The sequence below is a fragment of the Kluyvera sp. 142486 genome (genome assembly GCF_046569695.1).
In the GTDB taxonomy this organism is placed as follows: Bacteria; Pseudomonadota; Gammaproteobacteria; order Enterobacterales; family Enterobacteriaceae; genus Kluyvera.
Genome location: NZ_JBKHUI010000001.1, coordinates 432331 through 445580, shown reverse-complemented (window position 1 = coordinate 445580; position 13250 = coordinate 432331). Strand labels below are relative to the sequence as shown.

Here is a 13250-nt window from a genome sequence, read left to right as displayed (position 1 = left end):
ATACGGCTCCTGGCGGAAGACTCTCCGGCGAGTGGCGTTATTTTCGACTATCGCCTGGAGTATACCCATACCCCCAAAGAGTTACTCCTTTATTTCCATAATAGCTGAGGCGTCTGGGGTAGAGGGGTACAAGCGTAACAGCCACGTGATAAAACAGGTTTTTTTATCAATAAAAAACTACCCATAAAGGGTGATGATGTTTTTTTACACAAGATTAAGTCAACTTTTCCTTTGATTTATATCAACTTACCGCGTGGTGTAAACCCTAATGTGGCAAGGGTTGATATTAATAATCAGAGGTGTCTATGAGTCACTCCACTGCCCCCGAAAGGGCAACCGGCGCTGTCATTACCGACTGGCGACCGGAAGATCCGGCGTTCTGGCAAGAACGCGGCCACCGTGTTGCAAGCCGGAACCTGTGGATTTCCGTTCCATGTTTACTGCTGGCTTTCTGCGTATGGATGCTGTTCAGCGCGGTCGCCGTCAATTTACCAAAAGTGGGCTTCCAGTTTACAACCGATCAGCTGTTCATGCTGACCGCGTTACCTTCCGTTTCTGGCGCACTGCTGCGCGTACCGTATTCCTTCATGGTACCGCTGGTGGGTGGCCGTCGCTGGACGGCGTTCAGCACCGGGATCCTTATCATTCCTTGCGTATGGCTGGGCTTTGCCGTTCAGGACACCTCCACGCCGTTTAGCACCTTCATCATTATCTCTCTGCTGTGTGGCTTCGCGGGTGCAAACTTCGCGTCCAGCATGGCGAACATCAGCTTCTTCTTCCCGAAAGCGAAGCAGGGCGGTGCGCTTGGCCTTAACGGCGGCCTCGGCAATATGGGCGTGAGCGTGATGCAGCTGGTAGCTCCACTGGCGATCTCCCTCTCCATCTTCGCCGTTTTTGGTAGTCATGGCGTAACGCAGCCGGACGGCAGCGAGCTGTATCTGGCGAACGCGGCGTGGATCTGGGTACCGTTCCTGGCGATTTTCACCGTAGCGGCCTGGTTTGGCATGAACGAACTGGCTACCTCTAAAGCGTCGCTGAAAGAGCAGTTGCCGGTGCTGAAACGTGGTCACCTGTGGATCATGAGCCTGCTGTATCTGGCGACCTTCGGCTCGTTTATCGGCTTCTCCGCCGGTTTCGCGATGCTGTCGAAAACCCAGTTCCCGGAAATTCAGATCCTGCATTACGCCTTCTTCGGTCCGTTTATCGGTGCGCTGGCACGTTCTGCCGGCGGGGCTATTTCCGACCGTCTGGGCGGGACTCGCGTGACGCTGATTAACTTTATTCTGATGGCGGTATTCAGTGCGCTGCTGTTTATGACCCTGCCAACCAACGGCGAAGGCGGCAGCTTCATTGCCTTCTACGTGGTCTTCCTGGCGCTGTTCCTGACGGCCGGGCTGGGTAGCGGTTCTACCTTCCAGATGATTTCCGTTATCTTCCGTAAGCTGACGATGGATCGGGTGAAAGCAGAGGGTGGTTCCGACGAGAAAGCGATGCGTGAAGCAGCTACCGATACGGCGGCAGCGCTGGGCTTTATCTCAGCGATTGGTGCAATCGGCGGTTTCTTTATTCCGAAAGCGTTCGGGACTTCGCTGGATTTAACCGGCTCACCGGCGGGCGCGATGAAAGTATTCCTCGTGTTCTATATTGTCTGCGTCGTGGTGACCTGGGCGGTATACGGTCGTAAAGCGAAAAAATAACGGCTGACGTTATTTCTGCAACAAAGGCGCGAGTTTTCGCGCCTTTATTTTATCCCTGATTAGTTACAACATACTTTTATGGTTTAACGTTCTGTTGGCATTGTGCCTGGGTGGAAGAACGTCGGCCAGTAATGGCTCTACCCCTTAATACCGTCAGGGCTAAATTTTACATATTGAAATATGCACTTTCTATAAAAAAGCTTTATTTATCAATGTAGTGAAAAATAATAATGTATACCACCTTGGTGGTATGTGCCTTTTTTTCGGCATTTGTTAAGCAGTGCCGCCTTGATCGTTATCAATTCCCTTCATCTTTCAGCGCGTTAACTTCGCTGCAAATTCAGCAATGTCGATTTATCAGAGAGCCGTGAGGCTCCAAACAGGAGAGACCCGATGAGTAAATTCCTGGACCGGTTTCGCTACTTTAAACAGAAGGGTGAAACATTTGCCAATGGGCACGGACAGATTCTAGATACCAACCGGGATTGGGAAGATGGATACCGCCAGCGCTGGCAGCATGATAAAGTTGTGCGTTCCACGCACGGCGTAAACTGCACCGGTTCCTGTAGCTGGAAAATTTATGTCAAAAACGGTCTGGTTACCTGGGAAACCCAGCAGACTGACTATCCGCGCACCCGTCCGGATCTGCCAAATCACGAACCTCGCGGCTGTCCGCGTGGGGCGAGCTATTCATGGTACCTCTATAGCGCCAACCGTCTGAAATATCCGCTGATGCGTAAACGCCTGATGAAAATGTGGCGTGAAGCGAAAAAACTGCACAGCGATCCGGTTGATGCCTGGGCATCCATCATTGAAGACGCCGACAAAGCAAAAAGCTTCAAACAAGCGCGCGGTCGCGGCGGCTTCGTACGTTCCTCCTGGCAGGAAGTGAACGAACTGATTGCAGCGTCCAACGTTTACACCGTCAAAACCTACGGTCCTGACCGTGTAGCAGGCTTCTCGCCAATTCCGGCGATGTCGATGGTTTCCTATGCTTCTGGCGCACGCTATCTCTCACTGATTGGCGGTACCTGCCTGAGCTTCTACGACTGGTACTGTGACCTGCCACCGGCTTCTCCGCAGACCTGGGGCGAACAGACCGATGTTCCGGAATCCGCCGACTGGTATAACTCCAGCTATATCCTCGCCTGGGGTTCCAACGTTCCGCAGACCCGTACCCCGGATGCGCACTTCTTCACTGAAGTTCGCTATAAAGGCACCAAAACCGTTGCCATCACCCCGGACTACGCGGAAATCGCTAAGCTGTGCGACCTGTGGTTAGCTCCTAAGCAGGGTACCGATGCGGCGATGGCGCTGGCGATGGGCCACGTGATGCTGCGTGAATTCCACCTCGACAAACCGAGCCAATACTTTACCGACTACGTTCGCCGCTACACCGACTTCCCGATGCTGGTGATGCTGGAAGAGCGCGAAGGTTATTACGCTGCGGGCCGTATGCTGCGTGCTGCTGACCTGGTTGACGCTTTGGGCCAGGAAAATAACCCAGAATGGAAAACCGTTGCCGTCAATACTGATGGCGAGATGGTGGCACCGAATGGTTCTATCGGTTTCCGTTGGGGCGAAAAAGGTAAATGGAACCTTGAGCAACGTGACGGCAAATCCGGTGATGAAACCGAACTGCAACTGAGCCTTCTGGGTAGCCACGATGAGATTGCTCAGGTGGGCTTCCCTTATTTTGGTGGTGAAGGCACCGAGCACTTCACCAGTGTCGAGCTAGAAAACATTCTGCTGCACAAACTGCCGGTGAAACGTCTGCAACTTGCCGACGGCACTACCGCGCTGGTGACCACCGTTTACGACCTGAACATGGCTAACTACGGCCTGGATCGTGGTCTGAACGATGAAAACTGTGCAACCAGCTACGATGATATCAAGGCATATACCCCGGCGTGGGCTGAGAAAATTACCGGTGTTCCACGTGCGCAGATTATTCGTATTGCTCGCGAGTTTGCCGATAACGCCGATAAAACGCACGGTCGTTCAATGATCATCGTCGGTGCCGGCCTTAACCACTGGTATCACCTCGATATGAACTATCGTGGCCTGATTAACATGCTGGTGTTCTGCGGTTGTATCGGTCAGAGCGGCGGCGGTTGGGCCCACTATGTCGGCCAGGAAAAACTGCGTCCGCAGACCGGTTGGCAGCCACTGGCATTCGGTCTTGACTGGCAGCGTCCAGCGCGTCACATGAACAGTACTTCCTACTTCTATAACCACTCCAGCCAATGGCGTTATGAGTCGGTTACCGCGCAGGAACTGCTGTCACCGATGGCGGATAAATCTCGCTACACAGGTCATCTGCTGGACTTTAACGTCCGTGCAGAACGTATGGGCTGGCTGCCGTCTGCACCGCAGTTAGGCACAAACCCACTGCGTATTGTTGATGATGCGAAGAAAGCCGGGATGGATCCGGTTGATTACACCGTTAAGGCGCTGAAAGAAGGCACCATTCGTTTTGCGGCTGAACAGCCAGAAAACGGTAAAAACCACCCGCGTAACCTGTTCATCTGGCGTTCTAACCTGCTGGGCTCCTCCGGTAAAGGTCATGAATACATGCTGAAATACCTGCTGGGTACCGAACACGGTATTCAGGGGATGGATCTGGGCAAGCAGGGCGGCCTGAAGCCTGAAGAAGTGGAATGGCAGGACAACGGTCTCGACGGTAAATTGGATCTGGTGGTGACGCTGGACTTCCGTCTGTCGAGCACCTGTCTGTATTCCGATATCGTGCTGCCAACGGCAACCTGGTATGAAAAAGACGACATGAATACCTCGGATATGCATCCGTTTATTCACCCGCTGTCTGCTGCTGTTGACCCGGCATGGGAATCAAAAAGCGATTGGGAAATCTACAAAGGCATTGCGAAGAAATTCTCAGAAGTCTGCGTGGGTCACCTCGGCCAGGAAACGGACATCGTTACGCTGCCAATTCAGCATGACTCTGCGGCCGAGCTGGCACAGCCGTTAGACGTGAAGGACTGGAAAAAAGGCGAATGTGACCTGATCCCAGGTAAAACCGCACCGCACATTATCCCGGTTCAACGTGATTATCCGGCGACCTACGAGCGCTTTACCTCCATCGGGCCATTGATGGAAAAAATCGGTAACGGCGGTAAAGGGATTGCCTGGAACACCCAGAGCGAAATGGATCTGCTGCGTAAGCTCAACTACACCAAAGCAGAAGGCCCGGCGAAAGGCCAGCCGATGCTGGATACGGCGATTGATGCGGCAGAGATGATCCTCACCCTGGCGCCGGAAACCAACGGTCAGGTGGCGGTGAAAGCCTGGGCAGCGTTGAGCGAGTTTACCGGTCGTGACCACACGCACCTGGCGCTCAATAAAGAAGACGAAAAAATACGCTTCCGTGATATTCAGGCGCAGCCGCGCAAGATTATCTCCAGCCCAACCTGGTCCGGTCTGGAAGACGAACACGTCTCTTACAACGCTGGCTATACCAACGTTCACGAGCTGATTCCATGGCGTACGCTGTCTGGTCGTCAGTCCTTGTATCAGGACCACCAGTGGATGCGTGACTTCGGTGAAAGCCTGCTGGTTTACCGCCCACCTATCGACACCCGTTCGGTGAAAGAGGTGATGGGTAAGAAATCCAACGGTAACCCAGAGAAGGCGCTGAACTTCCTGACCCCGCACCAGAAATGGGGTATTCACTCAACCTACAGCGACAACCTGCTGATGCTGACCTTAGGTCGCGGTGGTCCGGTGGTGTGGATGAGCGAAGAAGATGCCAAAGAGATCGGTATCGAAGATAACGACTGGATTGAAGTCTTCAACAACAACGGTGCGCTGACGGCACGTGCAGTTGTGAGCCAGCGTGTACCGGCTGGGATGACCATGATGTACCACGCGCAGGAACGTATTGTTAACCTGCCAGGTTCAGAAATTACCGGTCAACGCGGTGGTATCCATAACTCAGTGACCCGCATCACGCCAAAACCGACCCATATGATCGGCGGCTATGCGCACCTGGCTTATAGCTTTAACTACTACGGTACCGTGGGTTCGAACCGTGATGAGTTTGTGGTGGTACGTAAGATGAAGAACATTGACTGGTTGGACGGCGAAGGCAATGACCAGGTACAGGAGAGCGTAAAATGAAAATTCGTTCACAAGTCGGCATGGTGCTGAATCTCGATAAATGCATCGGCTGTCATACCTGTTCAGTGACCTGTAAAAACGTCTGGACCAGCCGTGAAGGGACCGAGTACGCGTGGTTCAACAACGTTGAAACCAAGCCGGGTACTGGTTTCCCGACCGACTGGGAAGACCAGGAAAAATACAAAGGCGGTTGGATCCGTAAAATCAACGGCAAACTGGTGCCGCGCATGGGTAATAAAGCGCTGCTGCTGGGTAAAATCTTCGCTAACCCGCATCTGCCGGGTCTGGACGATTACTACGAGCCGTTTGATTTTGACTACCAGACGCTGCACAACGCACCGGCTGATAGCAAGGCACAGCCGATTGCCCGTCCACGCTCGCTGATTACCGGTAAGCGCATGGACAAAATCACCAAGGGTCCGAACTGGGAAGACGACCTCGGCGGTGAGTTTGAGAAGCTGTCGAAAGACAAGAACTTCGAGAACATGCAGAAGGCGATGTACGGCCAGTTTGAAAACACCTTCATGATGTACCTGCCGCGCCTGTGCGAGCACTGCCTCAACCCGGCGTGCGTGGCAACCTGCCCGAGCGGTGCTATCTACAAGTGTGAAGAAGACGGCATCGTACTGATCGATCAGGATAAATGCCGTGGCTGGCGTATGTGCATCACCGGTTGCCCGTACAAAAAAATCTACTTCAACTGGAAGAGCGGCAAGTCTGAAAAATGCATCTTCTGCTACCCGCGCATCGAAGCGGGTCAGCCGACTGTGTGTTCAGAGACCTGCGTAGGCCGTATTCGCTACCTCGGCGTGCTGCTGTATGACGCGGATGCGATTGAAACTGCAGCGAGCACCGAGAACGAGAAAGATCTGTACCAGCGTCAGTTGGACGTGTTCCTTGATCCGAACGATCCGAAAGTGATTGAGCAGGCGCAGAAAGACGGTATTCCGCTGAGCGTGATTGACGCGGCGCAGAAATCGCCGGTTTATAAAATGGCGATGGACTGGAAGCTGGCGCTGCCGCTGCACCCGGAATACCGCACTCTGCCGATGGTCTGGTACGTGCCGCCATTGTCACCAATTCAGTCCGCAGCCGATGCGGGTGAACTGGGCAGTAACGGTATCCTGCCGGACGTAGAAAGTCTGCGTATCCCGGTTCAGTACCTGGCAAATCTGCTGACCGCAGGCGACACCCAGCCGGTGCTGCTGGCGCTGAAACGTATGCTGGCAATGCGTCACTTCAAACGTACGGAAACCGTCGATGGTGTTATCGATACTCGTGCGCTGGAAGAGGTCGGTCTGACCGAAGCGCAGGCGCAGGAAATGTATCGTTACCTGGCGATTGCCAACTACGAAGATCGTTTCGTGGTGCCAAGCAGTCACCGTGAACAAGCGCGCGAAGCGTTCCCAGAGAAAAACGGTTGTGGCTTTAGCTTCGGCGATGGCTGCCACGGTTCGGACACTAAGTTCAACCTGTTTAACAGCCGTCGTATTGACTCTGTGGATGTGAGCAGCAAAACGGAGCCGCACGCATGATTGAACTCGTGGTGATTTCTCGTCTCCTTGAGTACCCGGATGCTGCCTTATGGCAGCATCAAGGCGAACTCTTTGACGTTCTGTCTGAATCAGAAAAACTGGAACCCGCAGATGCTCAGGCCCTGGGCGTCTTCCTGCGCGATTTAACCGCGCAGGATCTGCTGGATGCTCAGGCCGCCTACAGCGAACTGTTTGACCGTGGCCGCGCGACGTCGCTGCTGCTGTTCGAACACGTGCATGGCGAATCCCGCGACCGCGGGCAGGCGATGGTCGATTTGCTGAACCAGTACGAGCAGCATGGTCTGGTCCTCGACAGCCGCGAGCTGCCGGATCACCTGCCGCTGTATCTGGAGTACCTGGCGCAGCTGCCAGAGAGCGAAGCGATTGGTGGTCTGCAGGACATCGCGCCGATTCTGGCGCTGCTCTGCGCGCGCCTGCAGCAGCGTGAGAGCCGTTATGCAGTGCTGTTTGAACAACTGCTGAAGCTGGCGAACAGCGCGGTGGATGAAGCGAAAGTGGCGGAAAAAATTGCGGACGAAGCCCGTGATGATACGCCACAGGCGCTGGACGCGGTATGGGAAGAAGAGCAGGTAAAATTCTTTGCCGACCAGGGCTGCGGTGATTCGGAAATTACCAATCACCAGCGTCGTTTTGCCGGAGCCGTGGCCCCGCAATATTTGAATATCTCTAACGGAGGACAGCAATAATGCACTTCCTGAATATGTTCTTCTTTGACATTTATCCGTACATTGCGGGTTCTGTCTTCCTGATTGGCAGCTGGCTGCGCTATGACTACGGCCAGTACACCTGGCGCGCCGCTTCAAGCCAGATGCTGGATCGCAAAGGGATGAACCTGGCGTCGAACCTGTTCCACCTTGGGATTCTGGGCGTGTTCGCCGGTCACTTCCTGGGGATGCTGACTCCGCACTGGGTGTATGAATCGTGGTTACCGCTGGAAGTGAAACAGAAAATGGCGATGATTGGCGGTGGCGCGGCTGGCTTGATGTGTCTGGTCGGCGGCGTGCTGCTACTTAAACGCCGTCTGTTCAGCCCGCGCGTGCGTGCCACGACGACAGGTGCCGATATTCTGGTGCTGTCCGTGCTGGTTATCCAGTGCGCGCTGGGCCTGCTGACCATTCCGTTCTCTGCGCAGCATATGGACGGTAGCGAGATGATGAAACTGGTGGGTTGGGCGCAGTCCGTGGTGACTTTCCACGGTGGCGCTTCCGCACACCTGGACGGCGTGGCGTTTATCTACCGTATGCACCTGGTACTGGGGATGACGCTGTTCCTGCTGTTCCCATTCTCGCGCCTGGTGCACATCTGGAGCGTGCCGGTGGAGTATCTGACCCGCAAGTATCAGATTGTTCGTGCGCGTCATTAATACGGTTCTATGATGCTCTAAACCCCGCTTCGGCGGGGTTTTTTGTTTGTGCGGCCAGTTCCCCGGCGGCGCTGCGCTTGGCCGGGCTACAAATGCGTTAATGTTCATGTAGCCCGGCCAAGCGCAGCGCCGCCGGGACATATATGGCAGAGAGGCAAAATAGAATGAGAAAACCAAAAGAGATAATTAAGGCAGATTTGGATATTTAATTAGAGGAGTTACTACCGGGAGAAGATGGTGGTGGGAGAAGGATTACTCGGCTGCGCCTCGCCCTTCGGGTCATTGCCTGCGGCAACGCTTTCTCGCTGGCGCTCGAATCGAACCTTTGTCGAAGCTTCTCATCCTTCCCTGTTTGGGCAGAATATAGGTTTTTAGCGCTTTAATTTAATCGAGTGCTTTCAGGAAGTGATGGTGGTGGGGGAAGGATTACTCGGCTGCGCCTCGCCCTTCGGGTCGTTGCCTGCGGCAACGCTTTCTCGCTGGCGCTCGAATCGAACCTTTGTCGAAGTTTCTCATCCTTCCCTGTTTGGGCAGAATATAGGTTTTTAGCGCTTTAATTTAATCGAGTGCTTTCAGGAAGTGATGGTGGTGGGGGAAGGATTCGAACCTTCGAAGTCGATGACGGCAGATTTACAGTCTGCTCCCTTTGGCCGCTCGGGAACCCCACCAGGGGCAATTCAAATTGTAGGTAAAGCTTGGAGATGGTGGTGGGGGAAGGATTCGAACCTTCGAAGTCGATGACGGCAGATTTACAGTCTGCTCCCTTTGGCCGCTCGGGAACCCCACCACGGGGTAAAGCTTGGTTTTACTGGCCTGCTTCCTTCTGGGGAAGCGGGGCGCATCATATCAAATGACGCGCCGCTGTAAAGCATTCGTTTACCGAAAGTGAACTGTTTGCGTGCTTTTTGTCCGTAACGGATTAAAGCTAATCAATTCATTTCACTAGCGATTAAAGAATAATCGTTCGGTTACCGTAAACGAAGACGCGCTGCGCTAATACCTGGTACAGCGCACGGCTGAGAACGTTTTTCTCCACGTCGCGGCCAGCACGCATCATATCTTCTGCCGTGTAGGTGTGATCGACGTGAATCACGTCCTGCATAATGATCGGGCCTTCGTCCAGATTATCGTTCACGTAGTGCGCCGTAGCGCCAACAATCTTCACGCCGCGCTCGTAGGCCTGATGGTACGGACGCGCGCCGATAAACGCCGGCAGGAACGAGTGGTGGATATTGATAATCTTGTTCGGGAAGCGAGAAACGAATTCAGGGGTCAACACGCGCATATATTTCGCCAGCACTACGTAGTCCGGCTGGTGCGCTTCAATGGCATCGGCCATCAGCTTGTCGTGCTCTTCACGCGCCAGCCCTTCATGGCTGACCAGCTCGAATGGAATACCGAAACGCTCAACCAGAGAACGCAGCGTGTCGTGATTGCCAATAACGGCGGCAATATCGACGTCCAGGCCGCCATAGTTGGCCTTCATCAGCAGGTCGCCAAGGCAGTGAGCCTCTTTGGTCACCAGAATCACGATACGACGGCGACCGGCTGGATTTAATTCGCGAACGGAGCCTTCCGGCAGCGCGCTGTCTAAGTCTGCTAGCAGGGTGGAATCATTGAAGATCCCTTCCAGCTCGGTACGCATAAAGAACCGGCCGGTGCGGTGATCGACGAACTCGTTGTTCTGCACGATATTGAGCTCGTGCTTGTAGCAGATATTGGTGATGCGCGCGATAAGCCCTTTTTGGTCAGGACAGATGGTGCGAAGAACTTTACGTTGAATGGAATGCATTGCCGGGTAAATCCTGTTGATGATGTTTGCGAAGCTGTTCCGGGCTTATTGCCCGCAGCATTTTTTAAATTTTTTCCCTGAGCCACAGGGGCAGGGGTCATTTCTGCCAATTAATGGACGGGTGCCATCAATATAGTACCACCGGCCGTTTTCATTTAAGAATCGTGAACGCTCAATGATGGCGCCATTCTTGTTATTTTCTCTAAAACGGGCCACGAAGCTGACAAAGCCTTCATCAGGTGAACGGCCTGGTTCAGTCGCGAAGACGGTTAGCCCCAGCCATTCGGTCTGACCAAATCCGTTCTGGATATCGTCACGAAAGGTTACAGCCTGACAGGAAGGGTGCCAGGTTTTCACCAGGTAATCGGCATCCCGCTTAACAAAGGCGGTGTAGCGTGAGCGCATCAGCAGTGACGGCTCGGCGGCACATTCGTTACCGGACAGATAACGCTGGCAACATAAGCTATACTCGAGAGCGCTGCCACAAGGGCACAGTTCAGACAAAGACAACTCCTGAATCGATAATTAACGGCGTTTTAACGCCCGATAGCACTATGTTAACCGAGCGCTGGCAATGATGCCACGCTATCAGTAAGAGGATGTTCATCGGTCGCAATGAGAAAAATTAAAATTGGCCTGGCATTAGGCTCAGGAGCTGCGCGAGGCTGGTCACATATTGGGGTCATTAAAGCGCTACAGAAGATGGGCATCGAGATTGATATTGTCGCGGGGTGTTCCATCGGTTCACTAGTCGGGGCGGCATATGCCAGCAACCGGCTTCCTCAACTGGAGGAGTGGGTCTGTTCATTCAGCTACTGGGACGTATTGCGCCTGATGGATCTCTCCTGGCGGCGCGGCGGGCTTTTGCGCGGCGAGCGGGTGTTTAATCAGTATCGGCAGATTATGCCTAACGAAGTGAATGAACAGTGCGAGAGGCGTTTTGCGGCCGTAGCGACTAATCTGAGTACCGGACGTGAGCTGTGGTTTACCGAAGGCGACCTGCATATGGCGGTGCGCGCATCCTGCAGTATCCCAGGGTTGATGGCGCCAGTGCTACATAATGGCTACTGGCTAGTTGACGGCGCGGTGGTTAACCCGGTTCCCGTTTCGCTGACTCGTGCTCTGGGTGCCGATATTGTGATAGCGGTCGATTTGCAACATGACGCACATCTTATGCAGCAGGATCTCCTGTCCGTCCATATTCAGCCCGATGAAGAGATGAATGAATCAGCAGATGAGCTATCATGGCATGAGCGTCTTCGTGCCCGGCTCGGCCGCGCCGCAGCACGTCGTTCGGTGGTAGCGCCGACGGCGATGGAAATCATGACGACCTCAATCCAGGTGCTGGAAAACAGGCTTAAGCGAAACCGCATGGCGGGTGACCCGCCGGATATTTTATTACAGCCGTTTTGCCCCCAGATCTCGACACTGGATTTTCATCGAGCCTCATCTGCAATAGCCGCGGGTCAACAGGCGGTTGAAAAAAAGACAGATGAGCTTTTGCCTTTGGTACAGAGTTCGACTTAAGGCATTTTTTTCGACTACTTCAGCATATTCTGACAGGCGATTATCACAATAGCATGCCACTATTTAATTATCGTCGGGCAGGGGAGACATCATGACGCAGCCGTTGGCGGGAAAACAGATTTTGATAGTCGAAGACGAACCCGTTTTCCGCTCACTTATGGACTCATGGCTTTCGTCACTGGGCGCGAAAACGCTGGTGGCGCAGGACGGCGTTGACGCTCTGGCGCAGATGGCGCTGCAAAAACCTGACCTGATGATCTGCGATCTCGCAATGCCCCGCATGAATGGGCTGCAGCTGGTGGAGCACGTACGTAACGCCGGCGAGCAGATCCCTATCCTGATTATTTCCGCCACTGAAAATATGGCCGATATTGCCAAAGCGCTACGCCTTGGCGTACAGGACGTCTTATTAAAACCGGTGAAAGACCTTAACCGGCTGCGTGAGACGGTGCTGGCCTGTCTTTATCCCAATATGTTTAATTCCCGGGTGGAAGAAGAAGAGCGGTTATTTGAAGACTGGGACGCGTTGGTTAACAATCCTGCTGCCGCGGCTAAGCTCTTACAGGAGTTGCAGCCGCCGGTACAGCAGGTTATTTCACGCTGTCGTATAAATTATCGCCAATTAATGGCGGTGGACGCACCGGGGTTGGTGCTCGATATTGCGCCGCTATCCGAACACGACTTGGCTTTTTATTGCCTGGATGTCACCCGGGCAGGGGATAATGGCGTGCTAGCGGCGTTATTACTTCGCGTGCTTTTTAATGGCCTGCTTCAGGAGCAGCTTTCCCACCAGGGGCAACGACTGCCGGAATTGGGCAGTTTGTTAAAACAGGTCAACCAACTTCTTCGCCAGGCAAATCTTCCAGGTCAGTTCCCGCTATTGGTTGGCTATTATCATAGCGGATTAAAAAATCTTATCCTCGTGTCGGCCGGATTGAATGGAACCTTAAATACCGGTGAACATCAAATACAAATAAGCAATGGCGTTCCTTTGGGGACGTTAGGAACGGCCTATCTCAATCAAATAAGTCAACGCTGCACTTCATGGCAGTGTCAGATTTGGGGTAATGGCGGTCGTTTACGCTTAATGTTGTCTGCGGAATGAGCAAACGCATTTTTTTACAGGGATAGCTTTAACAGCTTATCTGCCGTAGTGATACTATCTGGCAAATTGATGT

Annotated in this window: 9 protein-coding genes, 2 tRNA genes and 2 other RNA genes; 7 read left to right on the top strand and 6 right to left on the bottom strand. The window is 53.6% G+C overall.

What is annotated here, in order from left to right; translation table 11 throughout:
* Positions 1–305 precede the first annotated feature (305 nt).
* From ACLGE8_RS02200 to narI, 5 genes are all read left to right on the top strand, one after another.
* On the top strand, positions 306–1697 hold the full coding sequence (locus tag ACLGE8_RS02200; RefSeq protein ID WP_410996059.1) for a NarK family nitrate/nitrite MFS transporter: 1392 nt from the start codon (positions 306–308) through the stop codon (positions 1695–1697).
* A 393-nt stretch (positions 1698–2090) separates the two neighbouring features.
* Positions 2091–5834 carry a nitrate reductase subunit alpha gene (locus ACLGE8_RS02195; RefSeq protein WP_410996057.1) on the top strand — a complete coding sequence of 1248 codons (3744 nt, stop codon included), beginning with the start codon at positions 2091–2093 and terminating at the stop codon, positions 5832–5834.
* Entirely contained in the window at positions 5831–7369 is a 1539-nt protein-coding gene (gene narH / locus ACLGE8_RS02190) for a nitrate reductase subunit beta (RefSeq protein WP_410996055.1), read from the top strand. The genes ACLGE8_RS02195 and narH overlap by 4 nt, the downstream gene beginning before the upstream one ends.
* Complete coding sequence (narJ, locus tag ACLGE8_RS02185) at positions 7366–8076, top strand: nitrate reductase molybdenum cofactor assembly chaperone (RefSeq protein WP_410996053.1); 711 nt, start codon at positions 7366–7368, stop codon at positions 8074–8076. The genes narH and narJ overlap by 4 nt, the downstream gene beginning before the upstream one ends.
* Positions 8076–8753, top strand: coding sequence for a respiratory nitrate reductase subunit gamma (narI, locus tag ACLGE8_RS02180; RefSeq protein WP_410996051.1), 678 nt, complete (start codon positions 8076–8078; stop codon positions 8751–8753). The genes narJ and narI overlap by 1 nt, the downstream gene beginning before the upstream one ends.
* A 235-nt stretch (positions 8754–8988) precedes the next feature.
* Here the strand turns inward: narI and ACLGE8_RS02175 are convergent.
* From ACLGE8_RS02175 to ACLGE8_RS02150, 6 genes are all read right to left on the bottom strand, one after another.
* A non-coding RNA gene (locus ACLGE8_RS02175) (RtT sRNA) lies at positions 8989–9116 on the bottom strand.
* A 46-nt stretch (positions 9117–9162) separates the two neighbouring features.
* Positions 9163–9290: non-coding RNA, RtT sRNA (locus ACLGE8_RS02170), on the bottom strand.
* A gap of 46 nt (positions 9291–9336) precedes the next feature.
* Positions 9337–9421: transfer RNA gene (locus ACLGE8_RS02165), tRNA-Tyr, on the bottom strand.
* Between the two features lie 34 nt (positions 9422–9455).
* A tRNA-Tyr gene (locus ACLGE8_RS02160) sits at positions 9456–9540 on the bottom strand.
* A gap of 162 nt (positions 9541–9702) precedes the next feature.
* On the bottom strand, positions 9703–10545 hold the full coding sequence (gene purU, locus ACLGE8_RS02155; RefSeq protein WP_185669725.1) for a formyltetrahydrofolate deformylase: 843 nt from the start codon (positions 10543–10545) through the stop codon (positions 9703–9705).
* Positions 10546–10590: 45 nt separating this feature from the next.
* A complete protein-coding gene (locus ACLGE8_RS02150; RefSeq protein ID WP_410996049.1) occupies positions 10591–11049 on the bottom strand; it encodes a YchJ family protein in 459 nt (152 codons plus the stop codon).
* 111 nt (positions 11050–11160) lie between these two features.
* On the opposite strand from ACLGE8_RS02150, the gene rssA reads away from it, so the two are divergent.
* Both rssA and rssB read left to right on the top strand, forming a co-directional pair.
* Positions 11161–12072 (top strand): patatin-like phospholipase RssA, encoded by a 912-nt coding sequence (rssA, locus tag ACLGE8_RS02145; protein WP_410996047.1) that lies wholly within the window; start codon positions 11161–11163, stop codon positions 12070–12072.
* Between the two features lie 91 nt (positions 12073–12163).
* Positions 12164–13177, top strand: a complete 1014-nt coding sequence (gene rssB, locus ACLGE8_RS02140; protein WP_185669728.1) for a two-component system response regulator RssB — start codon at positions 12164–12166, stop codon at positions 13175–13177.
* The last annotated feature ends 73 nt before the right edge of the window (positions 13178–13250 follow it).

Bases quoted from the DNA above. Each gene is read 5' to 3' on its own strand.
- narJ (WP_410996053.1), top strand. From the start codon at position 7,366: ATGATTGAACTCGTGGTGATTTCTCGTCTCCTTGAGTACCCGGATGCT.
- narH (WP_410996055.1), top strand. From the start codon at position 5,831: ATGAAAATTCGTTCACAAGTCGGCATGGTGCTGAATCTCGATAAATGC.
- ACLGE8_RS02195 (WP_410996057.1), top strand. From the start codon at position 2,091: ATGAGTAAATTCCTGGACCGGTTTCGCTACTTTAAACAGAAGGGTGAA.
- ACLGE8_RS02200 (WP_410996059.1), top strand. From the start codon at position 306: ATGAGTCACTCCACTGCCCCCGAAAGGGCAACCGGCGCTGTCATTACC.
- rssB (WP_185669728.1), top strand. From the start codon at position 12,164: ATGACGCAGCCGTTGGCGGGAAAACAGATTTTGATAGTCGAAGACGAA.
- purU (WP_185669725.1), bottom strand. From the start codon at position 10,545: ATGCATTCCATTCAACGTAAAGTTCTTCGCACCATCTGTCCTGACCAA.
- rssA (WP_410996047.1), top strand. From the start codon at position 11,161: ATGAGAAAAATTAAAATTGGCCTGGCATTAGGCTCAGGAGCTGCGCGA.
- narI (WP_410996051.1), top strand. From the start codon at position 8,076: ATGCACTTCCTGAATATGTTCTTCTTTGACATTTATCCGTACATTGCG.